This window comes from Haliscomenobacter sp. (assembly GCF_965225875.1).
GTDB lineage: Bacteria > Bacteroidota > Bacteroidia > Chitinophagales > Saprospiraceae > Haliscomenobacter.
This window is the reverse complement of sequence record NZ_CBDDBS010000003.1, coordinates 1040897-1065711: the sequence shown is the minus strand read 5'-3', so window position 1 is coordinate 1065711 and position 24815 is coordinate 1040897. Positions and strand designations below refer to the sequence as shown.

Annotated in this window: 19 protein-coding genes; 9 read left to right on the top strand and 10 right to left on the bottom strand. The window is 46.2% G+C overall.

All coding sequences use genetic code 11. The features are described from left to right. Positions 1-53 precede the first annotated feature (53 nt). Positions 54-1973: a glucosamine-6-phosphate deaminase gene (nagB, locus tag ACO08K_RS24650; RefSeq protein WP_421799148.1), complete on the bottom strand. Its 1920-nt coding sequence runs from the start codon at positions 1971-1973 to the stop codon at positions 54-56. A 108-nt stretch (positions 1974-2081) separates the two neighbouring features. After that, entirely contained in the window at positions 2082-3041 is a 960-nt protein-coding gene (locus ACO08K_RS24645) for an ROK family protein (protein WP_421799147.1), read from the bottom strand. 241 nt (positions 3042-3282) lie between these two features. Here ACO08K_RS24645 and ACO08K_RS24640 point away from each other — a divergent pair, with 241 nt between their 5' ends. The 3 genes from ACO08K_RS24640 to ACO08K_RS24630 all read left to right on the top strand — a co-directional run bounded on the left by ACO08K_RS24640 (position 3283) and on the right by ACO08K_RS24630 (position 8200). Next, entirely contained in the window at positions 3283-4353 is a 1071-nt protein-coding gene (locus ACO08K_RS24640) for a substrate-binding domain-containing protein (protein ID WP_421799146.1), read from the top strand. 360 nt (positions 4354-4713) lie between these two features. Further along, positions 4714-6183, top strand: a complete 1470-nt coding sequence (dnaA, locus tag ACO08K_RS24635; protein WP_421799145.1) for a chromosomal replication initiator protein DnaA — start codon at positions 4714-4716, stop codon at positions 6181-6183. Between the two features lie 172 nt (positions 6184-6355). Beyond that, the gene (locus ACO08K_RS24630; RefSeq protein ID WP_421799144.1) at positions 6356-8200 is read left to right on the top strand and encodes a glycoside hydrolase family 13 protein; all 1845 of its coding nucleotides are present in this window, start codon (positions 6356-6358) and stop codon (positions 8198-8200) included. Positions 8201-8285: 85 nt separating this feature from the next. Here the strand turns inward: ACO08K_RS24630 and ACO08K_RS24625 are convergent, their stop codons facing one another. The 4 genes from ACO08K_RS24625 to ACO08K_RS24610 all read right to left on the bottom strand — a co-directional run bounded on the left by ACO08K_RS24625 (position 8286) and on the right by ACO08K_RS24610 (position 13361). Continuing rightward, positions 8286-9116, bottom strand: a complete 831-nt coding sequence (locus ACO08K_RS24625) for a DUF2306 domain-containing protein (RefSeq protein ID WP_421799143.1) — start codon at positions 9114-9116, stop codon at positions 8286-8288. A 56-nt stretch (positions 9117-9172) separates the two neighbouring features. Continuing rightward, positions 9173-9943 (bottom strand): Rossmann-like and DUF2520 domain-containing protein, encoded by a 771-nt coding sequence (locus ACO08K_RS24620; RefSeq protein ID WP_421799142.1) that lies wholly within the window; start codon positions 9941-9943, stop codon positions 9173-9175. 140 nt (positions 9944-10083) lie between these two features. Further along, positions 10084-12957, bottom strand: coding sequence for a cytochrome c biogenesis protein CcsA (ccsA, locus tag ACO08K_RS24615; protein WP_421799141.1), 2874 nt, complete (start codon positions 12955-12957; stop codon positions 10084-10086). Between the two features lie 5 nt (positions 12958-12962). Then, a complete protein-coding gene (locus tag ACO08K_RS24610) occupies positions 12963-13361 on the bottom strand; it encodes a cytochrome c maturation protein CcmE (RefSeq protein ID WP_421799140.1) in 399 nt (132 codons plus the stop codon). Positions 13362-13624: 263 nt separating this feature from the next. On the opposite strand from ACO08K_RS24610, the gene ACO08K_RS24605 reads away from it, so the two are divergent. After that, positions 13625-14311 (top strand): cell division ATP-binding protein FtsE, encoded by a 687-nt coding sequence (locus ACO08K_RS24605; protein ID WP_421799139.1) that lies wholly within the window; start codon positions 13625-13627, stop codon positions 14309-14311. On the opposite strand, the gene ACO08K_RS24600 is transcribed toward ACO08K_RS24605, so the two are convergent. Both ACO08K_RS24600 and ACO08K_RS24595 read right to left on the bottom strand, forming a co-directional pair. Continuing rightward, positions 14259-16577: a DUF2339 domain-containing protein gene (locus ACO08K_RS24600; RefSeq protein ID WP_421799138.1), complete on the bottom strand. Its 2319-nt coding sequence runs from the start codon at positions 16575-16577 to the stop codon at positions 14259-14261. The two genes, ACO08K_RS24605 and ACO08K_RS24600, sit on opposite strands and share 53 nt — an antisense overlap. A gap of 78 nt (positions 16578-16655) precedes the next feature. Further along, entirely contained in the window at positions 16656-17795 is a 1140-nt protein-coding gene (locus ACO08K_RS24595) for a glycerol acyltransferase (protein ID WP_421799137.1), read from the bottom strand. Between the two features lie 190 nt (positions 17796-17985). On the opposite strand from ACO08K_RS24595, the gene ACO08K_RS24590 reads away from it, so the two are divergent. The 4 genes from ACO08K_RS24590 to ACO08K_RS24575 are packed head-to-tail and all read left to right on the top strand — an operon-like array spanning position 17986 to position 20859. Continuing rightward, a complete protein-coding gene (locus tag ACO08K_RS24590) occupies positions 17986-18696 on the top strand; it encodes a hypothetical protein (RefSeq protein WP_421799136.1) in 711 nt (236 codons plus the stop codon). Between the two features lie 2 nt (positions 18697-18698). Continuing rightward, positions 18699-19094 (top strand): DUF2846 domain-containing protein, encoded by a 396-nt coding sequence (locus tag ACO08K_RS24585; protein WP_421799135.1) that lies wholly within the window; start codon positions 18699-18701, stop codon positions 19092-19094. Continuing rightward, positions 19058-20104 carry a sensor histidine kinase gene (locus tag ACO08K_RS24580; protein ID WP_421799134.1) on the top strand — a complete coding sequence of 349 codons (1047 nt, stop codon included), beginning with the start codon at positions 19058-19060 and terminating at the stop codon, positions 20102-20104. Before ACO08K_RS24585 ends, ACO08K_RS24580 begins: the two co-directional genes overlap by 37 nt. A gap of 50 nt (positions 20105-20154) precedes the next feature. Beyond that, positions 20155-20859 carry a LytR/AlgR family response regulator transcription factor gene (locus ACO08K_RS24575; RefSeq protein ID WP_421799133.1) on the top strand — a complete coding sequence of 235 codons (705 nt, stop codon included), beginning with the start codon at positions 20155-20157 and terminating at the stop codon, positions 20857-20859. An 88-nt stretch (positions 20860-20947) separates the two neighbouring features. Here ACO08K_RS24575 and ACO08K_RS24570 read toward each other — a convergent pair whose 3' ends face one another. Next, positions 20948-21427 (bottom strand): peptidylprolyl isomerase, encoded by a 480-nt coding sequence (locus ACO08K_RS24570; RefSeq protein ID WP_421799132.1) that lies wholly within the window; start codon positions 21425-21427, stop codon positions 20948-20950. A gap of 248 nt (positions 21428-21675) precedes the next feature. Here ACO08K_RS24570 and ACO08K_RS24565 point away from each other — a divergent pair, with 248 nt between their 5' ends. Then, positions 21676-24048, top strand: a complete 2373-nt coding sequence (locus tag ACO08K_RS24565; RefSeq protein ID WP_421799131.1) for an Nramp family divalent metal transporter — start codon at positions 21676-21678, stop codon at positions 24046-24048. Here ACO08K_RS24565 and ACO08K_RS24560 read toward each other — a convergent pair. Next, positions 24045-24815 carry a DUF1295 domain-containing protein gene (locus ACO08K_RS24560; RefSeq protein WP_421799130.1) on the bottom strand — a complete coding sequence of 257 codons (771 nt, stop codon included), beginning with the start codon at positions 24813-24815 and terminating at the stop codon, positions 24045-24047. The genes ACO08K_RS24565 and ACO08K_RS24560 overlap by 4 nt on opposite strands.

The following is a 24815-nucleotide window of genomic DNA, read 5'->3' as shown; positions in this document are numbered from 1 at the left end:
AAGAAACCTAAGACACTTAAGGAACACCTTAGAATTATAAGCAAGTTCTTCGATTAAAACTTCCAACGCCGGAATGCCTCAATCGCTTCGTATTCCGCCAAGCCTAGCTGGCGATATATGTGTGCAGTTTCGCGGTTGCGGTCTTCTGCGCGTTGCCAGAATTCCCGTTCGTCGTTGCCAGGGAAAGGTGGGCGGTCCTTTTGGGACTGGTGCATAAAGATGGCCCGACGTTTCTTCAGCAACTGCTCCGGACTAATCGGCACTGCCATTTCAATCTCGTGGGTTGACCATTCATGCCAGGCGCCCCGATAGAGCCACAACCAACAATCCTTCATCCAGGATTCCTCTTTCAGTTTTTCAAAAGCCATAAAGATGGCGTCCAGACAAACACGGTGAGTGCCGTGTGGATCAGCCAAGTCTCCAGCCGCGTAAACCTGATGAGGCTTGATGCTTTCCATCAAATCCGCGATGATTTTGACATCGTCTTCACCTACCGGATTTTTGCGCGTGCGGCCCGTTTCATAAAAAGGCATATCCAGGAAATGGATGTGTTTGTCGTCCAGACCGCAGAAGCGAGCTCCCGCCCGGGCTTCACCCCGACGGATCAAACCTTTCACACTACGGACCTCGGCAATGTCCACTTCATCCGATTTTTTGTCGTGCAAAAACTTGAGTACTTTTTTATACTTTTTGTCCAGCTCGTCTTTTGCGCCATTGTTGGCACCCGTTTCATTGTATTCTTGCAGAAATTCTACAAAACGCAAGGCATCGTAGTCGTGAACGGCAATGTTGCCTGAAGTTTGGTACGCAACGTGGACATCGTGGCCTTGTTCTACCAAACGAAGGAACGTTCCGCCCATTGAAATCACGTCATCATCCGGGTGGGGACTGAAGATGATGACCCGTTTTTTGGCAGGTTTGGCCCGTTCAGGACGGGTTGAATCGTCTGCATTGGGTTTGCCGCCGGGCCAACCAGTGATAGTATGTTGTAAGCGGTTGAAAATTTTGATGTTGATTTCGTAAGCCGCGGCATATTCCAAAGTCAAGTCACTCAAGCCATGCTCATTGTAATCTTCGCTGGTGAGTTTGAGGATGGGTTTACCTACTTTTTGAGAAAGCCAAACGACCGCTTTACAAATCAAATCGTCATCCCAGTTGCACATACCTACCAACCAGGGTGATTCATATTTGGTGAGGGCTTCGGCGGCACCAGTATCCAAATGGAAACGGGTACCAGGGTGTTTTTGCAAAAAGGAAGCAGGAATGGAGGGGGTAATCTCTCCTTCAACCGCCCTTTTTACGACTTCAGCCTTGTGTTGCCCCCAAGCCAGCAGGTGAATTGCCTTAGCCCTCATGATGGAGCGAATCCCCATCGTTAATGCGCGATAAGGCACGTCCTCTTCGCTGGGGAAATCTTTAAGTGCGTCCCTGCGGGTGAGCGCATCCAGGCGCACCAGACGGGTATCGGAGGTATCCCAGGAACCTGGTTCATTGAAACCAATGTGCCCGGTCCGGCCAATCCCCAACAACTGGATATCGATGCCTCCGAGGAGTTCGATTTTTTTATCGTACTGGCGGCAATATTCATCCGCTTGCTCCATGGGAATGGTGCCATCGGGAATGTTGATGTTTTCCTTTTTGATGTCCACATGGTCAAAGAGGTATTCCCTCATAAAACGCACATAACTCTGCTGTGCATCGGGTTTCATGGGGAAATACTCATCCAGGTTGAAGGTGATCACGTTTTTAAAACTCAAACCTTCTTCTTTGTGCATACGCACCAATTCCTGGTACACCTGAATCGGAGAAGACCCTGTGGCCAGGCCCAATACGATGTGTTCGCCTTCTTGTTGCCGTTGACGAATGGCTAAAGCGATGGATTGGGCTACGTGCTTTGAGCCTTCGCGGGCATCTGCCCAAACTTTAGTCGAAATTTTTTCTACCGACTTAAGCTGGTATTTTAGAAAGTCCATGTGGAACGAATTTTAAGGTTCAGTTGAGAAGTTGAGGGGTTGAGAAGTTGAGAACAGCGCTTCGACTTCGCTCAGCGACCGATCTTAACTTCTCAACTTCTCAACCTCTCAACTCTTGTATATAAGGGAAGCAGCGCCTAACAACGCAGCATCTTCACTTCCCAATTCAGACAATCTTATTTCACATTTACCTTTGAACATGGGCATTGTATGCTTTTCCAAACTTTCACGTGCAGGATCCAAGATCAATGATCCAGCCAGAGCCAAGCCACCCGCTAAAAAAACGGCCTTAGGGTCAAATAGGACCATCAGGTCGGCAATTTTGTAACCCAGAATTTCTCCAGTTAAACGAAAAGCTTCTTGGGCTAAAAAATCTCCCCTCTGGGCAGCTTGAGTAATGTCCCGGGCGCTCAGTTGGTGATAGCTAAAATTGCGCAATGGACTGTCCTGGGTATAGATGCTCATCAATTCAAAAACAGTTCTTTTGATGCCCGTAGCGGAAGCATAAGTTTCTATACAACCCTTTTGGCCACAACCACAACTGCGCCCATCACGTACAACAAAGGTGTGTCCAAATTCGCTGGCTAATCCATGGTGGCCAATGACGATTTTTCCATCAACAATTACTCCGGAGCCGACTCCTGTACCTAAGGTAATCAAGGCATAGTTTTTCATTCCCCTGGCGCCTCCGAATTGGCCTTCGCCCAGGGCTGCCACATTGGCATCATTGGCCAATCGAGTAGGTAATCCGCAACGTTCCTCCACCAATTGGCGGACAGGAACCGTTTCTGTATCTGGGAATGGCATATTGGCTGCTCCGGTAATGGTTCCTTCCATTTCATTACAGGCCGGAGTGCCAATTCCAATACCGATTATTTCACTTGAAGCAGCAACCCGATCGCGCAGTTCTGTCACCGCCTCGGTTAGCCCTTCTATAAAGGCTTCTGACCCTTTTCGTGATTGGGTATCATAACTACTGCGCTCGAGGATTTGTCCATTTACATCGACGATGGCCAGTTTGGTACCTGTTCCGCCGATGTCAATTCCAATGACTGCCTTATTTTTCACTTGTCGATAGCTTATTTGATGAGTTTCTTCATCGTGCGACCAAATTTTGATGCAACACGCGCAGCGAAAATAAGAGCTTTCATCTTAATTACCTCACTTGGGACAAAGGTAGATATTTTTTTAAATTGTGTGTGCGCACACGCAAGAAAAAATTTTAGCGTTTGCGGACACATACTTTTTTCTACCTTTGTGTGTGCGCACACCCTAAAATTTAATTTTGCATTCAATTTTTTTTAAAGCAATGAATAAACGAATCACCATCAAAGACATTGCGGAGCAAGCTGGAGTTTCGGTGGGAACGGTGGATCGGGTTATTCACGACCGGGGTAGGGTTTCACCCGAAGTAAAAGCAAAAGTCTTGGAGGTAATGGAAGCGTTGGATTTTGAACCCAACCTCATTGCCAGTACTTTAGCCTTCAATCGGGTGATCAAGATTGGGGTATTGATGCCGCAATTGCATAGTGATCCATACTGGGATTTGCCCTTGCTGGGAATGCGTCGGGCTCAGCAATCTGTTAGGCATTATGGCATAGGTTTGCTTGAACAAATGTTCGATTTGTTCAGTCCACAGGATTTTAAAAGGAGTGCACTTGACTTGATTGATCAAAAGCCAGCTGCGCTGGTTTTCCCACCTATTTTTCTCAAAGAGTCATTGGAACTACTCGACCATTGCGCCGAGGTGGAAGTGCCCACCATCCTGGTCAATACGGATGTAGAACACCCTCAAGTGATGTCTTACATTGGTCAGGATTCTTATCAAAGTGGCGTATTAGCAGGCAAACTCCTTAGCACAGTCATGAATGGATCAGGCAGGGTTTTGTTGCTCAATCTGGATAAGGAAACCACGAATGCCAAACACCTCATGGACAAAGAACAAGGTTTGCGGCATTTTTTGGCACAAAAGGATCAGGATTCATTTGCTGTGCTGCGGCAGGATATAGAGGATTTTGACAACCCTGAACGTTTGGAGGCCTTACTGAATGGATTGCTCCAACAATACGCTGACATAAAAACTGTGTTTGTCTCTAACTCTCGGGCTTATAAACTGGTAGAGGCGATTCAAGACCTTTCTCAAGTTCATTTGCCTATCCTGGGCTATGATCTTTTACCCAACAACCTGCACTTTTTACAAATGGGAAAAATTGATTTTTTAATCAACCAGAATGCCAACTACCAGGGTTATTTAGCAATTAAAAACCTGACGGATTATTTTATTTTTAAAAAACAATTACCCAGGGTACAACACCTTCCGTTGGACATTGTAGTGGCCGAAAATGCGGCTTATTATCTACAACGAGAGCAAGGAAATTAAAGCAAGAAATTGCATAAAAACCCTTGTATGACAACAAAAAATTTAGAACAAATATTCAGCGGGTTGAAATTACAAGACTGGATATAAACCCAAAAAAAATATTTCGGCCCAGAGCCCATAGGTTTACAGGCAGTTCCAGTTTTTTTGCTCATTTGATCAGAAAAAAGTCGACGAACGGATTTCCCTAAACGGATTCTTTTTTCCATCTTTGTATCCCTCTGATGGAAGGAACGGTTTGTACAAATTGCGAGACTAAAGCTCTTGAACAAACTCACCTTTTTTATTAACTTACTGATACGCTCTCTTTTACAAATTGAGACTATTTATTGTTTAACGCCCTTTGGCGAAAGATTCTGGAGAATGGTTAAAGATCATGCTACAGTGTGGGAGAGCTGTCTGCAAAACATTCGCAACAATGTTAACATGCAGGCATTCAGAACTTGGTTCGAGCCCATCAAGCCTGTGCGGCTAGATGGAAACGCGCTGACCATTCAGGTACCCAACAAGTACTTCTATGAATGGTTGGAGGAACATTACGTATCGCTGCTCAAAACAAGTATCCGTAGTCAGTTGGGCGACAAAGCACGCCTGGAATACCAAATTTTGGTAAACGACCCCCGCGAAGAAGAAAAACGTAAAGTTTATGCTGGAAATGGGAATGGTTTTGAAAAACCGAATTCCAGCAACCCTGGTAATGTGTCTCTTTCCGACCAATTGCCCTACTACAATAATGTGGATACCGACTCCATCAAAAATCCCTTTGTGATTCCGGGGATTAAAAAGATGAAGGTGGATCCTCAGTTAAACCCAAACTATCGCTTCGACAATTACATCGAGGGAGATTGCAATCGATTGGCTCGTTCCGCCGGTTATGCTATTTCCCGTAAACCCGGGCAAACTTCTTTTAACCCCTTAGTCATTTTTGGCAATGTGGGTTTGGGCAAAACGCACCTGGCACAAGCGATTGGCAATGAGATTTTGGAAAAATTTCCGGCGAAAACGGTACTCTACGTTTCCTCCGAAAAATTTACCAACCAAATCATCGCGGGAATCAAGAACAACGCCATCAATGATGTGGTCACTTTTTACCAACACATCGATGTGCTGATTGTAGATGACATCCAATTTTTGGAAGGCAAGAAAAAAACGCAGGATATATTCTTCCATATTTTTAACCAGCTACATCAAAACGGCAAACAAATCATCCTTACTTCTGACCGTCCCCCCAAGGACTTGCAGGACATGGAGGAGCGTTTGATCTCACGTTTCAAATGGGGCCTTTCTGCCGATTTGCAAGCCCCCGATCTTGAAACCCGCATCGCCATCCTGGAGCACAAGATGATGATGGAAGGGGTTGAAATCGCCCAGGATGTCACTGAGTTTATCTGCTACAACATCAAAAACAACATCCGCGAACTGGAAGGGGTGCTGATCAGTCTGATTGCCCAATCCTCTTTGAACCGCCGTGAAATCGACATCGATTTGGCCAAAGAGGTGGTGCGAAATTTTGTAACCGAAATCAATAAAGAAATCACCGTCGAGTTCATTCAAAAACTCGTAGCGGAATATTTCAAGGTACCCGTCGAAACCCTCAATGGCAAAACCCGCAAACGCTCCATTGTGATTGCGCGTCAATTGAGTATGTACCTGGCTAAAAACATGACCGATCGTTCGTTGAAAGCACTGGGTGAAGTGTTTGGAGGCCGGGACCACAGTACAGTGATTTATTCTTGCCGTACCGTACAGGATTTGATGGAAACGGATCCGTTTTTCAAAGAGACAGTGAGTGATCTGGAGAAAAAGATTCGGATGAGTTTGAGCGAGAAATAAAGGGCTATGCCCTTTGAGGAGATATATCGCCCTTTCAGGGCTAAAACGACACAAAGGCACGAAGGGCAATGCTCCTTCGTGCCTTTGTGTCTTTGTGGCTATTTTTTTTTATTCTATTTTGCCGCTTGAAACTTACTCAGTGCTGAGGCATTGAGACCTAAACAGATTAGCAATGTTGAAATCGAAATGGATGATCAGCGGGCTGTTGAGCCTCTGGGCAATGGGTTTATTCGCTCAAATTGAACGCATTGAACCTTCCAACTGGTGGGTGGGCATGAAAAACCCGGAACTACAGTTGCTAGTACACGGCCCCAATATCGGCAGCACAAGTCCCAGCATCAGCTATCCTGGGGTAAGCATCAAAACCATTAATCGTGGAGATAGCCCCAACTATCTCTTCATCAGTTTATTGATTGCTCCGGGCACCAAACCGGGAAAATTCAGCATCAATTTCAGAAAAGCTGGCTCGCCAACGATCACTTACCAGTACCCCCTCTTGCCACGCAACAAGGCCGCTCAAAATCAAATGGGCTTCAGTTCAAAAGATGTCATTTATTTGGTTACACCTGACCGCTTTGTCAATGCCGACCCAAGCAATGACAAAAGTGATACCTTGCGGGAAAAAACCATCAACCGCAAGGAAGATTACGCCCGCCACGGGGGCGACATCCGGGGCATCATCAATAGCCTGGATTACCTGGCTGCTATGGGTTTTACGGCCATTTGGCCTACACCACTACTCGAAAATGATATGCCCAGATGGTCCTACCACGGGTATGCAATCACCGATTATTACAAAGTTGATCCCCGTTTCGGGAGCCTTGAAGACTATAAAGAATTGGCGAATAAAGCCCGTGAAAAGGGCATCAAACTCATCAAAGACGATGTGGTCAATCACTCTGGGGTAAAATACTGGTGGATGGAGGATTTACCCTTTAAAAACTGGGTCAATTACCCTGATTCCATGCAGGTTACCAACCACCGCCGTACCATCAATGAAGATCTTTACGCGGCTCAAGTGGATAAAAAACTAATGACACAAGGCTGGTTTGTGCCCGATATGCCCGATATGAACCACCAAAATCCGTTTTTGGCCAAATACCTGATCCAAAATAGCATCTGGTGGATCGAAACCTTGGGTTTGGGGGGCATTCGCCAGGATACCTATCCATATTCAGAAAAGAACTTTTTGAAAAACTGGAGTTGCGCCATCATGAATGAATACCCCAATTTTAGCATCGTAGGGGAGGAGTGGAGCACTAATCCGCTCATTGCTGCTTATTGGCAACAAGGCAAAAAGAACCACGATGGTTATACCAGTTGTTTGGAAAGCCCCATGGATTTTCCTTTGCAAGCAGCCTTGGTGCAAGCTTTGACCGAGCCTGGCAGGGGCGGTTTCGATAAATTGTACGAGGCACTGGCTAACGATTTTGTGTACGCCAACCCCCAGGCCCTGATGGTTTTTGGGGACAACCACGATATGGATCGCATTTTTACCCAATTGAAAAAGGATGTCGATCTCACCCAAATGGCTTTGACTTATTTGTTGACCGTCCGGGGCATTCCCCAGATTTATTACGGAACCGAAGTATTGATCGACAACAGTGCCAAACCTGGTGACCATGGCCTGATTCGGACCGATTTTCCCGGCGGTTGGGCGGGCGATGCAGTGAATGCTTTTACTGGGCAAGGTTTGAGTGCTGATCAGCTGCGCATCCAGTCTTTTATGAAAAAAATGTTGAACTGGCGCAAGCAAAAAACGGTGATTCACAATGGTAAAACGCTGCATTTTGGGCCACAAGATGGGGTGTATGTGTTTGCACGGTACACTGCTGATGAAACGGTTTTGGTGTTGATGAATAAAAATGCAAATAGCAAGTCACTTGATTTAGGTCACTTTGCCGAAGTGATCAAAGGGAAAACAAGCGCAGTGGATGTGCTGAGTGGGGAGATGTTGAGCTTGGGGAAAAGTTTAGAGTTGAAAGGGAAGACCGCAACGGTATTGGAGTTGAAATGATCATTTGACCATAGGAATGCACGGCTGTGCGTCTCTTTTTGACATAAAATTCGATTCAGAGACGCACAGCCGTGCGTCTCTACACTCAGCCTGTGATCCAGGTCAAAATCGCCGGACCCCAATAATGTTTCGTAAAAAAGTAAGTCCCAAGCACCAGAAAACCGTTGACTGCCAGCAATAAAAGCGTTCCGACAAGATTAAAAGCCAGTGATGTTTTTGATTTGAGTTTTTGAATGAAAATTTCGGCTACCAACAAGTTAGGCAAGTAAAAGAAAAAGGCCATAACCTTATCAAATGGCCCGGTAAAGTAATCTTCGTGCCCCCAGCCATCAGTCAATAAAATCCAAAAGCCATAATCCATCCTATACAACCAAGAACCAATAGCTAAGGCATAAAGGCGCAAGGCCCAGGCTCGATGCAGTTCAATGCGTCGCGCTCGGGCATGCCGAAAAGTTTCGGTGGCACAAATCAACATCAACGCACCGTATAACCCAAAACCTATATCCATCACCATGCCACCAATGGTGCCTTTGATCAAGATAAAACTCAATCCGCCAAGCCCAGCAAAGACAGATGCAAGAACATACACCCGCCCAACCCAGCGATGAAAAGATGGATAACGATTGCGTATGGCGTCGATCAACTGAATGCTGCCCAAAATGAGGATAATTCCCCCTGCTGCAAAGTGCAATCCAATACCCGCATTAGCTGTACCGCTGCTAGGTCCATACAACTCAGGCAAAACTTTGTTCCAGCGATTCATTTCACCCTGGTAGGCGGCCGCGGCATAAAAGGCCAGGATGTACAAACCAAATAAACCACTACTGATCCAAACTATGGTGACCAGAGCAGTTCCCATCCATTGGAGTAGGGTTGCGCTCAAACCAGTTACACCTTGCTGTTTCTCTGTTGACATGGCAATAGGGAATTGATTAAAAATAGCAAGGTCAAAACTACAAATTCTTATACATTTTATGCCCTAATCAATGCTGTGAATACCCCATATAACTCCCGCCATTCCGGGTGTTCTTCCAACATATCGAGGTGTCGCTCAATTGTTGCCCGATCACCGCGTAAGGCTGGTCCAGTTTGCATTTCGGCTGGATCGTGGCCCTGGATTTTGGCTGCTGTTTCCTGAATCAGTGGCAACAACAAGTCAAAAGGCAAGTGGCGCTCGGCCAAAATTTTCGCCGCAATCTGGTACAAATGATTGGCGAAGTTATTGACAAAAACCGCAGCGAGGTGCAGGCTGCGCCGATCCGCTTCACTAGTAATTTGTACTTTTTGACTGATGCGTTGACCAAGTTCGACCAAAAGGTTTTGATCGACAGGATTAGGCGCCTCCACACAAATGGGAATTTGCTCAAAATTAGGTTCCCGACCAGGCGAAAAGCTTTGTAAGGGATAAAATATACCGTGACGTGGAAGAGCGTTTAACCAGCTCAAAGGGCTACTGCCAGAAGTATGTACGACGAGGATAGAGTGGGAGGGTAGTGTACTTAAGTGCTGTGCGACTTCAGGAATAGCCTGGTCTTTGACCGCGATAATAAGTAAATCCAGCCCTGAAAATTGTAAATCTTTCCATTGATTGACGCCCTCGGCCTTGACAGCTGCTGCCAGCTCCTGAGCATCTTTTAATTGTCGGCTGTAAATTTGGCGGATGGTCAGGCCACATGCCTGGAGCCTTTTACTGAGGTGGGTGGCGACTTTTCCAGCGCCTACGATGCTGATGGTTTGAATCACAAGTTGGTGTTTAGTATAAATCTATGGTTTTTCTTTAGTGCCTTAGGTTTCTTAGGTGGTGAAAAAGTAAATACCTGATTATCAGGTCAATATTTCACCGCCTAAGAAACCTAAGGCACCGAAGAAAAACCTAAGTCGAGTTAGGCTAGGGATTCTCCGCTGCGTCGGGTGCTCATCCGGTTCCAGATGCTGAAGCCCAAGCCAAACATCATCAGTAGCGAACCAAACCAGAACACATTGATCCCCGGAAACTCCATTGCTTCCAAAACGATGTAATTCGAGGGCAAGGCATCAGTAGCAACCTCAACCGGAATGCTGCTCGGTGCCGTACTTTTAGCCAACATCAATTGAATCGTTTCTTTGCCCGGATCCAGCAAAGGGAAACGCACATTTAAGCCTAATTCGGGTACTTCCACCTTAACGTTCAAAGGCTGCTGCTCCCGGATTAGGAAGATCGGTTCGGCATGGTAGGTTTTACCATCTGGCCCTGTAATGTCCAGCTTGGCGCCCACGGCCAGATCACCTTCCTTGCGGCTGTAATCTGGATGCTCGGGGGCCTTATTGAAGCCGGTAAACCTGATTTTGAGGTCTTGCCATTGACCTACGTCACCCTGGCGCAAATTGAGGTTTTCGTACTTGAGCTGATTCTCCAGCGCAAATACCTTTTCAATAGCATCCTGACTGATTTTGAACTTGGCACTCAGGTCATCCACCTGATCGGGATAAGTGTAAATCAATTGGCCCCGCAGCAAAATAACCGGATTGGCGTAGTACACACTGTCGTCATCACTTCGGCGAATTTTGAGTTTGGTGCTGAAGGCCAAATCACCAGGTTCGGGTTTGTATTCATGGTGCACCGGATTGCGGCTGATTGATTCCAGGCTAATCTGGAAAGTGCGACGGAACACCGTATCCTGATTTTCCACATCCAGGGTATCATGCAGGATTTGAGTACGGCCTTGTTCCAGGTTCAAGGTTTTATACTTAAGTTCCTCTTCCCGTTGTTTTTTGAGCTCAAAGTTTTGCTCTACCTCTGGCAAGGCGCTGATGTGCGTAAACACGTCCTTAAGCACATAATGCCGGGTATCTGGATTGGAGGTGGCAATTTTGGTAAAGGATTTATCGTAAAGGATGGTTGGGTAAAGGTTAAAATCCTCTACTACTTTCCCTTTTTTATTCTTACGTTGGTAGTTTACCGTATAAGTCCGGGTAAAGTGCTCCAGCGTATCCTTTTTAAAGGTCACCAGGTAGTCCTGCATCATGGTAGGCACGTTGCGGAACAAGGTGATGTTCTTTTTGCTCAATTCCTCATCCCCACCCGCGATCAAACCATCCATCAAAAAGGCGTTGGAAGAAATGATTTTGCGGTTTACCCCCGAAGCCATAATGCCCACAATCATCAGTCCGAAACCAATGTGTGAAAAGGCCGACCCGGCAATTTTAAGCTTACCACGCAAGTGAGTGATCAAGTAGTCGAGGTTACTCACAATGGTGAAATAGGCACTAAAGGTAAGCAAGGTGTATTGCCAGGTATGCAAATTGATCAAAAGGCTGCTTAAATAAGTCAAAACAGCGGCAATGCCCAGCCCAGCCCCTAAATGGATCGCAAAACGCATTGCATTTTTGCTCCAGTTGTTTTCCCGGAAGCGCAAAAACTGGGCAAAACCAGAAAAATAACCAATGAATACGGCAATCCAGAGCTGGTACTTGTTGAAGTGTGCTACGGGTTCGGTGATGACCTTACCTTGAAATGCTGGGTTAAATACCTGCATGATCTTGTTGTAAACCGGCAAAGAAGTAGAGCCCGTAATGAGCACCGCCGAAAACAACAAAATCAAAGTGCCGATGAACATCCAGAATTCTTTGGAGGTGGTATGCTCTTCCGATTTGGGATGAGGAATTTCCCGCCAGCGCCAGATCATCAAGCCTAGGCCTGTCAGTGTGAAGGCAGAAATGAACAGGATCAATTGATTTTCCAGCCCCATTTCCGTAAAGGCGTGTACCGATGTTTCACCCAAAACTCCACTGCGCGTGAGGAAGGTAGAGTAGACCACAAGCAAAAAGCCAAGCAAGTAAAAGATATAGGAACTGCGGACGGAATGCCCGGTAGCCTTCGAAATTAGGTTGGTATGCACTCCGGCAACAATCAACAACCAGGGTACCAAGGAGGTGTTTTCCACTGGGTCCCAGGCCCAATAGCCGCCAAAGTTGAGCGCTTCGTAGGCCCAGGCGGAACCCATCAGAATACCTATGCCGAGGATGGAGCCACAAAACAGCGCCCAAGGCAGGGCTGGTTTTAACCACTCTACATGGCGCTTTGTCCACAAGCCCGCAATGGCAAAAGCGAATGGAATAGCGGTTGACGCAAAACCCAGGAACAAGGTCGGTGGGTGAATGGTCATCCAGTAATTTTGCAGCGCCGGATTCAGACCATTGCCTTTGATCAGTTTCAAATAGTCAGCTTGTGCAAAAATGGGCGCATCGATCGTTTGGCGCAAGAGCAACATGGGGTTGCTCCCAAATTTGGCGGGTTCATCGCCAAAACCTACATAAATCCCCAGGAGCATGGTTGCTAAAACGGCCTGAATGGCTGCGATAACGGTTAGTGTAGGTGTTTCCCAGGTTTTGCCGTTAAAGAGTAGCACAAAACCCAGGAGGACATGCCAAAACATCCAGAGCAAAAAACTACCTTCTTGACCTTCCCACAAAGCGGAAAAAATGAACTTCATGGGCAGTTCTTCCGAAACGTGTGCCTGAACGTACTGGTATTCGTACAACTGATTGATCATGGCGTACAACAGTGCACCAATCAAGGCGAAAATGCCCAAACCGTGCGCCAAAAATGCGTAACGCCCTATGCTGCGCCAACTATCAAATTCTGCACTTTCTCGCCTTTGGGTGGCAAACCAATAAGCCACCATCGACAACAAAGCGCCTACAAATGCCAGCAAAACCCCCAATTGCCCAATCTGCCCGGGCAGTAGGGTTTCGCCGATGTATTGGATTTTTTCCATCTTGTTTACCCGTTCTGTTTGCTCTTAATGGCAATTTCTTCGTCCTTGTATTTGGAAGGACATTTCATCAATAAATCGGTGGCGACAAAAACGCCTTCTTTCATCCGGCCAGTTACTACAATTTGCTCCGACATTTCGAAGTCTTGTGGTTTGGCTTTCAACAACACCACTTTGTGCTCTTCACCATTGGTGTCTTTGATGAAAAAGCTGAAATGGTTGGGATCTTTGGCAGGATCATAAACCATGGGTTTGTCTTTGGCCAATTTCCCTACAATTTTGATTTTTTTCGTGCTGCTGTTGGCATCGGCAAATGAACCATAAGTGGTCATGTCTTTGCCTGAGTTAACAAACAGCAGGATGGCAATGGCCACCATAACGCCAGCGATGAGATAGATCCGCTTCATAATGTATCCTGTTAAAAAAAACTGTTGTGCTTGTTTTGACGCAGCTTGTACCAGAGATGTTGCATACCTGTGTCAGAATTTGGCAAAGGTAATTCGCTTTCCCTTGCTTTTTCATTTTTAAAACAGCAAAATCTGAGTTTAGGTCTTGATCTTTGTCGGCTTTTTGTAAAATTGAACGATTCTAAATTGTAGAGACGTACGGCCGTGCGTCTCTACCGGTCGGAACATTGGAAATATCAACAAGACTGTTAACTTTGTTCTCTATGAGCAACATCATTGTCAGGCTACAAGACGTCAACATCAAACAAGGCACCCAGGAAGTGCTTAACGGAGTGAATCTGCGCATCAACGCGGGTGAGTTCACCTATCTGATTGGCAAAACGGGGAGTGGAAAATCAAGTCTGCTCAAAACCTTGTACGGCGCACTGCCCCTTACGCATGGACTGGGCGAAGTAGCCGGATATGATTTGGCTAAACTGGATCGGAATACCATCCCCTTATTGCGCCGCAAATTGGGCATCGTCTTTCAGGATTTCAACCTGCTCAACGACCGCAGTGTGTTCGACAACCTGCTGTTCACCCTCAAAGCAACGGGTTGGACCAAACGGCCCGAAATTCAGGCGCGGATCGAGACAGTTTTGCAACAGGTTGGTCTCGTCGGCCAGGAGCGCAAAATGCCGCATCAACTTTCTGGAGGAGAACAACAGCGCGTGGTGATTGCACGCGCCTTGCTCAACACGCCTGCTATTATCCTCGCTGACGAACCTACTGGAAACCTCGACCCGGAAACTTCCGATGAAATCCTCTTGCTGATGCGGAATTTGTCCAAACAAAACAACGCCGCTGTGCTTTTTGCAACACACGACTACCGGATTCTGGAAAATTTCCCAGCGCGAATTATTCGTTGTCTGAATGGGAAGATTTTTGATGACCAGGAGATAAGTTTGTAGGTTCTATATCTGGGTTTAACCACTCTTTATATCGATTGTACAAATAAGACACCAAAAGCAATAACATCCCCAACGCTACGAAAATAATCGTTTTGGGGATTGTCGCCAGGTGTTCAATATCATAAATGAACAACTTAAACAGCGTAGCTCCGAACAAAAATATTCCAGCGATTCGGGCATGTGGAATCCGCTTCCAGATGCCCAAAACAATCAAGCCCAGGGCAAATACTCCCCACCACAGGCTTAGGCCCAACTTATAAGCCAGGCTGCTTCCAATGAGCATAATTTCGTTGCTGACCAGGAATAAAACACAAGCATATACCACCAACTCATAAGTGACCCTTACATCTTTGCTCAATTCCTGCCGCCACAAATAGGGAATCCCGGTGCCCAGCATCAGCAGCAAAAACAGGATGGTCAGGTATCGGATTCGATTGTACAAAACATAATCCGGCTGCGTCAAATAAGTAGCGTAAAACCCATTTAGCAAATAGAAACCCAAAATAAAAACTACCACTATTGCGGCCAATTGCAAACCCAGGCTCACTACCCCTAATTCCTTGCTTTTGATCCAAAACCAGTTCAGAACAGCCAAAATCGATAGGAACAATAGGGTGTAATTGATCAACCAAATCCAGCGAAAAGAGTCGATATCCTCCTGAAAATAAAGTTTGCTCCAAAGCTGGCCAGGTTCAGCAAATTGGCCATAAACATGAATCCAGTAAGCAGATATTTCACAGAAGAAAGTAAAATAAAGGACTTTTACCAAGGCAGTACCGAGGGAAAAGCGCAACAAGTGGTTTTGCTCTTCATGACGGATCCAGGGGCTGCGGATTAAAAAGCGCTGATGAACATAATTGATAGCCCCCAAAACACCAGCAAAAAAAATGCTGCTCAAAAAATCGGCATTGAAAAAACGAACCGGGTTTATCGGATAACTGTACAGGTAGGACACCCAGGAGTCACCAATCTGGATACCTGCCAGGCCCAATACAAAAAAAGATAAAATTTCAATGAGGGGAATGCTGCGGAGCCTCCCCCAAACAAACATTAAACCTGCTTCAAGTCCCCAGAAAACCGTTACCCAAACCCCGTCAAATTGCAAGGGAATCGCCAGGGTCAAAAAACTCCAACCAAGCACGCTCAAAAAACGTACGATTTTGGGATCGGCCTTGCCCTGTTGGGACACCAGATAAGCCATCAAAAAATGAATCCCGGCGCTGAGGCTTGCAATCAAACCGGAAAAATCATGGTGATCAAATTGTACAACGGATATCCGAATGCCAAAAAAACAAAACAATAGGGCGTTGATGCTGATCAAAACCACATCACCAGTTTTTAATGGCTCCAACTTATTCAGTTTGTAGGCTAAAAAAATGCCGTAAAAAATACCAAAAAAGACACTTAGATAAATCCAACTGCTTATAAATTGAGAAACAGGTTTGTAAAGGGTTATGTACCAACCAAAAAAAATGATCCAGGTCCAGATAAAGGCAACTACATTAAGGAATTTCCAGTTGCGAGAAAGGGCAATGAGCAATATTCCTAGGTTGACCAGGCTGAGGTATGGAAACAAGAGGTCTATTTCTTTGGGGTTGATGTACAATAGATAGGGTAAAACATAAGCGCCAATCAAGCCCAGGAAAGCCACAAAAGATCGATTGAAATACATAGCCGCCAAAACCGTAAAAATAGTAGTGGCCAGCATCAGCCCGAAACAAAGACCAAATGAGTAAAAATGATAAAAAAGGTGGGCTGCAAAAGTGGTAAAATACAAGATACTCACGGCCCCACTTAGCAAAGCAACACTGTATTCCAGGTAATGCGATTTCAATCGATGGGTCAACACCAGGAGCACAAACCCAACGGAATATCCAAGGGAGATTCGAACGAGGGGGCTAATCAAATTGTGGTCAATCACATACTTGACCCCAATGGCCACGCCTAAAACCAGGACGATGATCCCAATTTTACTGATCAAATTTTCACCAATAAATGATTCTAGCTTATTGTCGTAGGAAGGGTTAGCCTGAGCTGTGGAAGCAGGAATCTGTTCAGCAATTGCTTGGCTTGATTCTTTAAGGATCGGTGGCGAGATTGGGGCCTTCGAAACTTGAACATTTGCAGTTTTGACCTTGCTTTCTTTTTTCAGTACTTCAATCTCCTGGCGCAATGCCTCAATTTCCCTTGCAAAACTATCCTGCTTTTGCAAAAGTTGCTCCAATTTGGCGAGCAATTGATGGAGTTGTGGCTGGTTTTCGGTCACCGGGTATAAGTTTACTAGTTGAGTGTGTGGAACCAACTAATAAACTTAAAATCAGCGAAAAAAATTGCGTTTCAGACCCTACTGCTGGTAACTATTCGCGTTGATCAGTGGATTGGCATACATGGTCAACAAATAGGTGTAGCCAGCGTCGTCACTATCCTGTTGGAGTTGTTTGACCTGATCCTCAAAAAAGCGACAGTGCCATTCCAGTTCCTGCTCGGTGTAGTGCGTATTGTAGGTGTTGGAATTGTGCAATAAATCGTAGGCAATGTAATTCACCGGCCACAAGTGATAATTTTGGTGAATTGACTGATCGATCATTTCTGCCAACATTTCCAACTGCTTTTTACTGTTGTCAGCCTCCGCCAGTGCTTCCAACTGATCATTGAGCAGTTCTCCGAAATGAAAATGCACCCGGCCTTTTTGCCCTTTTATGCCTAGGAGCATGTAATCCACATCCTGTTTGAAAGATTTTTTGAATTCAGGATCGGCCCGTTTGTTCAGGTATTCCTGGGTTTTGAGCAAGCCACAAGGGTCATATTCGTAGGAGATGGCGACGGGAATGATGTTGAGGTTTTGGAAATGCTGTTGGAGGTCTTTTTTTCCACTCAAACTCAACATGGTCAACAAACCCACCTGAGTGCGGTCGTTGCCATCCTTGGCGCGGCCTTCCCGCTGGGCAATCCATACGGAGTCGATCTTCTCCGTAATGAGTTTGTGGATGTACGCAGACATTTGTAGGGAAGAACTGTACAACTCCCGGGCCGTTCCAGTTCTACGGACAACAAAGCTTTTATTGATGCGAAACAACAGCTCTGAAATCCGGTGCATCATCAGGTTGTCACCGATGGCAATCTGACTGGTATCAAATCCGTGCTCGAACAAGACGATGTTCAAAAAAGCCGAATCCAGTACAATGTCGCGGTGGTTAGAAATGAACAGGTAGCGCTCACTGGGATCCAGGTGCTCAAAACCACTGGCACTCAGTTCTTTGATGCTGATTTTTTCAATCACCTTGAGAAAAGGCGCCACAATTTTGGTTTGAAAATCGGCAGCGGTGTGCACCTGGTCTTTCATGTGCATAACCTGCTGCAACAAGGCCTCCGGCAAAAACAGCTTCATACCTTCGGTAAAGGCCGGATAACTAAACAGCTCGGCAATAGCAGCTTCTATTTCATCGTCGCGAAAGGGTTCGAGGCGGAATGGTGTTTCTGACATTGGATTTCTTTTGTTGGAGGATAGTTTCTAAGGTTGGCAAATTTAAGAAGATTTAGGCTATGGGCAAATCTTATCTTTCTCTAAACACGCCAATCGGCCACTTCCCCACGCGGAATACCCCACAAAACACACTGATTTTTTATACGACTCCAATGCCTTTACTTTTGAATCATCATCAAAAAATAAGGACATGAAACAAACTTGTTTACTGATTGGGGCTTTGCTTATTGTCCTGGCCCCGTCTTTTGCCCAAACGGATACCATGAGCCAATCCATTCCAGTTTTTAAAAAAAGTGTTTACCTGCGCAGTACGGCCTTCCTGTATAGTGTCAATTTAAATTCAATATGGTTGAGTAACATGCAACAGGTATTAAAAACCAAAGATTTTGCCAGCGAATCCCGCTTCACGGGGAGTATTCCATTTGAAGCGGGAGTGCGATTTCAGGATTGGGCTTTCAGTACGAATGTGACGCTACCGGTGTCGTTAGGAGATGCTTTTAACCCCAAAATGGTCACCATCTCTTTGTTCGCAGAGCGTTCGGTATTCAAAAGTCGAAATTTCCGCTTAAATGTGGGGGCAGGCGCCTCTTTGTACGAGTACAGCTTCATTCTTGTTCAAGATGAGCCCAATCGACAAGTAGGGTTTCAGGATTTGTTCACCACCTCATTTTTGACTACACCAATCATTTCAAACAAAGGTGGAGCTTTTGATGTAACCGTTTCTTTGAGCAATCGGGAAAAGAAACCCGTTTCAGTAGGCAACTGTTTTCGCATTGGCTACCGCAGAGGTTTTACAGATTACCAATGGAAATCCCAATCTTTTAACCTATTGGGCGCACCTAAGGATCAACTTGACATGGTGTACTTTCAATACCTCATTTCCTTATCCAAAAATTACTGATCATGGGCCGCCTAGTATGTATTGTGGGGGTTCTGCTCACTTTGGCCAGTAGTGAGAACCTCGAAAAAGCCACGCTGATCCTTTATCGGGAGCGGGAATTCTTGGGAAATGCACACGAGATTAGGGTCAATGATAAATTGGTAGCCTCATTGCCAGCCAATGCCTACCTTGAAATTCAGGTGACTCCTGGAAAAACGAATGTAGAATCGTATATTTATCGGGGTAGCAAACGAGTATTTTCACTCCAAACCGAAGCAGGAAAAGTCTATTACATCAAAGCATACGAAGAGGTCGATTTTTGGGATCGTTACCTGGTGATGCAAAGTGTAGGATCGGAAACCGCTACAAAAGAAATGAAAAAATGCCGCAAGGTCCAAAAAGTCAAACAACCAGATTAATACTCAGTAGCAATGTACTGCCTTTGCTTTTGGTAGGGGCAGTAGTTGCTTATTTGGTTTGGCGCTTTTTACAAGTGTACATCGTGAATCTGGGCGGCGATATGGAGGAAATTGGCCGTTTGTTGCGCTACTTCGGAGGGGTTTTGCTGGAGTTGTTGTTGGTATGGGGATTGGCACTACTGAATTTTCGCTTCATCTTTTTGCGTTTTGCCGTAGCCGATTCTCGCTTTAAAAATTGGTATTGGGTCTGGATTGGAATGTTTGCCCTACTGTGTTTTGCCTGGCTGGAATGGCGGACTGATTACGAACCTGAATTTGCGGATGAAAACGTGTTGTCCACCATTTTACTCACCGCCTTTGTAGTGGCCTATGCCTATTCCGCCGATTATTTTCGCACCAAACGGGCTCAGTTGGCCTTGTTGAAGGACAAAACAATAGCTGAATTGAATGTGTTGAAAGCTCAAATCAAGCCCCATTTTTTGTTCAATACGATGAACGTTATCTACAACTCGGCGCAAAAGCACGAGGATGAAGCAACTGCGAAGTTGATTTTTGAGCTTTCTCAACTCTTGCGATTCAGCATTCAAGAGGCGGCAGCGGAGTATACGAGCCTGGAAAATGAACTGGCTTTTTTAGAGCGCTACATCCAATTTCAGCGTCTACGTTTGCCTAAAACAAACAACCTGGACATCCAGATTGACATCAGCAAGCAAGGGGAAGGAGCGAAAATTGCCCCCTTGCTCATGATCCCCTTTATCGAAAATGCCTTTCAATACGGCATCAGTTTGAATGAAGCTTGTTTTGTTCACCTGAAACTACTTGTCAATGGACAAAACTTGTCAATGCTGCTGCGCAATAGCATCGCCCCTAGTCCTGAATCCAAAAGTGGCTTAGGCACAGGCATCCGCAACAGCCGGGAAAGACTGCAGTTGTTGTACCCACAGCGACACCAATTGCAAATAAAGGAAAGTGATCAAATTTTTGAAGTGGCATTAAAAATCGATCTGTAGGGGCAACCCTTGCAGTTGCCCTACACCTGCCCTGCAATAAACCCAAAATCATGTCAAGTTTTTACATCAACGCCATAGCCATCGACGACGAACCTTCTGCACTAGAAGTACTAGAGCGCTATGCCTCCAAGGTGCCTTTTATTCAACTCAAAAAGGTCTTCTACAGCACTGCCGAAGCCTTGGCTTATCTGCATGCTGAGCCGATTCAATTGATTTTCCTGGATATTCAGATGCCAGATATGCTTGGCACCGATTTCGCCCGCCTGATTCAGCTCCAAAAAAACGCCATCATTTTTACTACGGCACACGCAGAATACGCTTTGGAAGGTTTTGAATTAAAAGCATTGGACTACTTGCTCAAACCCTTCGATTTTGCCCGATTTTTACAAGCCTGCCAACGGGCGCTGGAACAAACTGGCCGCAAAACCAACGAAGAAGAAGGGAGTATTTTTGTCAAAGAAGGATACGATTGGGTGCGGGTCAATCTGGATGATGTACTGTTCATCCAATCGGATACGAACTTGTTGTTCATCCATGAAGGCCAACGCCGCATCACCACCCGCATGACAGTCCAGGAAATGTTGCAGCAATTGCCCCCGGAGCGATTTGTGCGGGTGCACAAGTCCTACATTGTGTCCTTAGCCGCAGTGCAAAAAATAGAAAAACATCAATTGACCTTGGGCAAACACTGCATTCCGCTGGCTGCGGCGTATCGGGAGGAAATTGAAGAGAGACTACTACGAAGGAAAAAATGACGAATAATTCGAGTGACGAATGACGAATGGGGGCATTGCTCTTGAATGTTGAAGAGCAATGCCCCCATTCATCATTCGTCATTCCCCCTTATTCCTCTGTGATCGTTACTGTTACCATCACATCGCCTTGCCGGATGGCATCCACCACATCCTGGCCCGTTTTTACCTGGCCAAACACGGTGTGCTTCCCATTCAAGTGAGGCTGAGGGGCGTGCGTGATGAAAAACTGGCTGCCATTGGTAGCTGGACCTGCATTGGCCATCGACAGGGCACCCGTACCGTGAGTCAGGGGATTGCCCGCAAATTCATCAGCAAAACGGTAACCGGGGCCGCCACGGCCTGTACCGGAAGGATCACCACCCTGGACCATAAAATTGCTGATCACCCGGTGAAAGGTAATGCCATTGTAATAACCTTCTTTGGCCAAAAAGACAAAGTTGTTGACCGTATTGGGCGCGAACTCAGGAAACAATTGGATCACAATGTCGCCTTTGTCGGTGCTGATGGTTGCCGTATAGGATTTTGCAGGATCAATCTGCATAGGGGGAGGAGTAGACCATTGTTGCATGAATCAGAGTTTTTTGTAACTATTTAGCGGCCGCCTGCGGCGGTTTTTTATTTTATACCACAAAGACACGAAGACACTAAGGCACAAAGACATTAAGCGCTAAAATGTTGTGTCTTCGCGTCTTTGTGTCTTCGTGGTGAAAAATCCCGCCGCAGGCGGCTGCTAAATAGTTACGTTTTTTGTAGCTATTTTTTTGCAAACATAGAAAGCATTTTTGAAAAGGCGGGAGCTTTTATTATTTTTAAACCATGTCAGATCCATATGTACTCCGCGCCGACGCCGTTCTAGCGCCTCCGGTGACCTTTTGGCACCGCTTGCAACACCTGGGCCCCGGCTTCGTGCTTTCTGCCGCGATTGTCGGCTCCGGCGAATTGATTGCGACCACCGCACTGGGGGCCAAAGCTGGTTTTGTAGCCTTTTGGGTCATTCTGGTCAGTTGTTTGGTTAAGGTAGCCGTACAAGTGCAATTTGCCAAACACACCATCCTCACCGGGAAAACCGCCATGCAAACCCTCGATGACTTGCCGGGTCCACGCATCGGCAAAGCCCGTTGGACAGTTGCCTTGTATTTTTTGATCATGCTCATCAAGTTCATCCAGATGGGTGGTATCATTGGGGGCGTGGCTTTGGTACTGAACATGATGCTGCCACAGTTGTCGGTAGCCATGTGGGCTTTACTCATGGCGCCATTGACCTCCGTTTTGGTGTTTCGAGGCTATTACAATGTCGTGGAAAAAACTTGTTTGTTGCTCATAACCGGGTTTACACTTTTTGCCATCGCTGCTTTGATCTTTTTACAATACACCCCTTATGCTATGGAATGGGCGCAATTGGGTACGGGGCTGAGCTTTTCATTGCCAAGCTCGGCGGTGATCTATGCCTTTGGCGCTTTTGGCATCACCGGGATTGGCGGCGAAGAAATCATCTATTACAATTACTGGTGCCTTGAAAAAGGCTATGCCCGGCATACTGGCCCAAACGATGGCACTGAGGCCTGGGCTGAACGTGCCCGCGGCTGGATCAAAGTCATGCAGGCAGATGCGGTGTGTAGTATGGTGGTGTATACGGCAGTAACAGCGGTTTTTTACTTGTTGGGGGCAGCGGTATTGCATGCCCGGCAGGAAGTTCCGGAGGGATATCAGTTGCTGGAAGTGCTTTCCGGTATTTTTACCGAGAGTTTAGGGCCTTGGGCCAGGATTTTCTTTATGGTTGGGGCGTTTTTTGTCCTGTATTCCACCTTATTTGCTGGATTGGCGGTCTGGGGTCGCTTGTTCAGCGACATCTTCAGCCATTTCGGCTGGATGGATTTTTTTGACCTTAAACAACGCCAGCGCAGCATTGGTATCCTGTCTTGGGTGGTTCCGCTGATTTGGGCCTTCCTGTTTTTGAGCATCAAATTGCCGCTGTTTATGGTTTTGAGCGGGGGCATAGCAGGTTCGATTTTATTGCTGCTGGTCCTTTATGCGACTTTGTATTTTCGTTATGGCACGGCAACTGGCAAATTTGATTCCTCCTGGCGCTTTGACCTGGTATTTTGGGTGAGTATTTTATCTATTCTGGCGGTAAGTGTGTATGGTATTTACAGCTTGAATTTAAAGGAGCCGAAAAAGCCGGAAAAGCTGGGCTTTCTGCCCAATTTTGACGAAAACAAGGCACCTGAAATCGACCGTTTTATCGAATCCTACCAAAAACGGTACCACATCCCCGGCGTATCTCTGGCCCTGATCAAAGATGGGAAGCTGGCCTACGCTCAAACCTACGGGGTGCGCAATACAGCCACCCAAGTGCCCGTAGACGAGAACACCCTTTTTGAAGCTGCCTCCATTACCAAACCCGTTTTTGCCTTTGCGGTATTGCGCCTGATGGAAAAAGGTTTAATCGATCTGGATAAACCCTTGTACGAATACTTGCCAAACAAGGACATTGCCTACGATGAGCGCTACAAATTGATGACGGCGCGCCACGTGTTGTGCCACCGGACAGGCTTCCCCAACTGGCGGCAGCAAAACAAGGATGGCAAACTGGATCTAAAATTTACCCCCGGCACGGAATACAGCTATTCCGGGGAAGGTTTTGAATACCTGAAACGAGTGGTAGAAAAGATCACGGGGAAAGGAGTGGAGCAGGTTTTAAGGGAAGAAGTCATTCAGCCGCTGGGTTTGTACCACACTTATTTTTCCAAAAATGATACTTTGGTCAAACTCGCTGCCGCCGGGCATTTTAAAAAACGCATCAGTACTGATGAAATCCCAAGCCAGCCGGGGATGGCCTACAGCATGTACACAGAAGCCAGGGCTTTTTCCCGTTTTATGTTGGCCTTGCTGGAACAGCGTGGGTTAAAACCGGAAACCTATACGGAAATGCTGAGTGTACAGTCGAGTTTTCCTTGGGAAGAAAAGGAAAAACCCAGGTACAAGTCTCATCTGGGCTTGAGCTTATTTGTGCATGAATCGCCCTATGGATTGGCTTTTGGTCACCAGGGAAGCAATGGGGATTTCAATTGCAATTTTGAAGTGTACAAAGAGCCAAAAATGGGTTACGTGGTGTTTACGAATGCCAGTACGGCAGGGCCGTTGATTCGGGATTTGCCGGGTTTTTTGGTGGATAAAGTAGAAAATTAACGGGATTTCGGCCACCACGGCACCAACATACTCGTCCGTTTCTGGTACTCCGCATATTCCGCATTTCCCACATACCGCTTTTCCAGCATTGGCACTCCCGATACAAAGACCAATAACAGCGTAATCGTCAATGGCCCAATCATGCCAAGCCAGGCATAGGGTAGGGGAAGGACTATGACAAAAATGCCCCACCACATTGCAATCTCTCCGAAATAGTTGGGATGGCGACTGTAGCGCCACAAGCCAGTTTGCAGCACTTCCTCCTTGTGCTTGCGATTTTTGACAAATTGGGTCAATTGGTAATCTCCAACCGCCTGAAAGAAAAAACCAATCCCCCAGAGCAAAATGCCCAGATAAGTACAAATCGTCCATTCCTGCGCCGCCGAAATACCCCCAACTACAATTGGTAAAGCAACGACCCACAACAAAAAGCCTTGTAATAGATAAACTTGTAGGTAAGAGCGCCAGTAAAAAGTTTTCCCCCATTCTTCGCGCCACTGCCGATAACGAAAGTCTTCACCTTTGCCGCGGTTGCGCAAAAAAATGTGGGTAGACAGACGCAAGGCCCAAATGCCAACCAAGGTGTACACCAGAAGAGGAACACTGGCTTTTACTTGCGTTTGAAACAGGTAGATACAAACGACCACATAACCTAACCCCCAGGCAATATCAGCTACATCATTGCGCCGGGCCAACAAGGAGACGATGAACCACAAAGTGGCATAAACCCAGATCAACAACCCAATTTGCAGCAATACCCCAGCCAT

Coding starts and splice junctions, on each gene's coding strand:
- ACO08K_RS24585 (WP_421799135.1), top strand. CDS start 18,699: ATGGGCCGCCTAGTATGTATTGTGGGGGTTCTGCTCACTTTGGCCAGT.
- dnaA (WP_421799145.1), top strand. CDS start 4,714: ATGGTTAAAGATCATGCTACAGTGTGGGAGAGCTGTCTGCAAAACATT.
- ACO08K_RS24610 (WP_421799140.1), bottom strand. CDS start 13,361: ATGAAGCGGATCTATCTCATCGCTGGCGTTATGGTGGCCATTGCCATC.
- ACO08K_RS24630 (WP_421799144.1), top strand. CDS start 6,356: ATGTTGAAATCGAAATGGATGATCAGCGGGCTGTTGAGCCTCTGGGCA.
- ACO08K_RS24570 (WP_421799132.1), bottom strand. CDS start 21,427: ATGCAACAATGGTCTACTCCTCCCCCTATGCAGATTGATCCTGCAAAA.
- ACO08K_RS24625 (WP_421799143.1), bottom strand. CDS start 9,116: ATGTCAACAGAGAAACAGCAAGGTGTAACTGGTTTGAGCGCAACCCTA.
- ccsA (WP_421799141.1), bottom strand. CDS start 12,957: ATGGAAAAAATCCAATACATCGGCGAAACCCTACTGCCCGGGCAGATT.
- ACO08K_RS24580 (WP_421799134.1), top strand. CDS start 19,058: ATGCCGCAAGGTCCAAAAAGTCAAACAACCAGATTAATACTCAGTAGC.
- ACO08K_RS24575 (WP_421799133.1), top strand. CDS start 20,155: ATGTCAAGTTTTTACATCAACGCCATAGCCATCGACGACGAACCTTCT.
- nagB (WP_421799148.1), bottom strand. CDS start 1,973: ATGGACTTTCTAAAATACCAGCTTAAGTCGGTAGAAAAAATTTCGACT.
- ACO08K_RS24595 (WP_421799137.1), bottom strand. CDS start 17,795: ATGTCAGAAACACCATTCCGCCTCGAACCCTTTCGCGACGATGAAATA.
- ACO08K_RS24560 (WP_421799130.1), bottom strand. CDS start 24,815: ATGGCTGGGGTATTGCTGCAAATTGGGTTGTTGATCTGGGTTTATGCC.
- ACO08K_RS24565 (WP_421799131.1), top strand. CDS start 21,676: ATGTCAGATCCATATGTACTCCGCGCCGACGCCGTTCTAGCGCCTCCG.
- ACO08K_RS24605 (WP_421799139.1), top strand. CDS start 13,625: ATGAGCAACATCATTGTCAGGCTACAAGACGTCAACATCAAACAAGGC.
- ACO08K_RS24590 (WP_421799136.1), top strand. CDS start 17,986: ATGAAACAAACTTGTTTACTGATTGGGGCTTTGCTTATTGTCCTGGCC.
- ACO08K_RS24640 (WP_421799146.1), top strand. CDS start 3,283: ATGAATAAACGAATCACCATCAAAGACATTGCGGAGCAAGCTGGAGTT.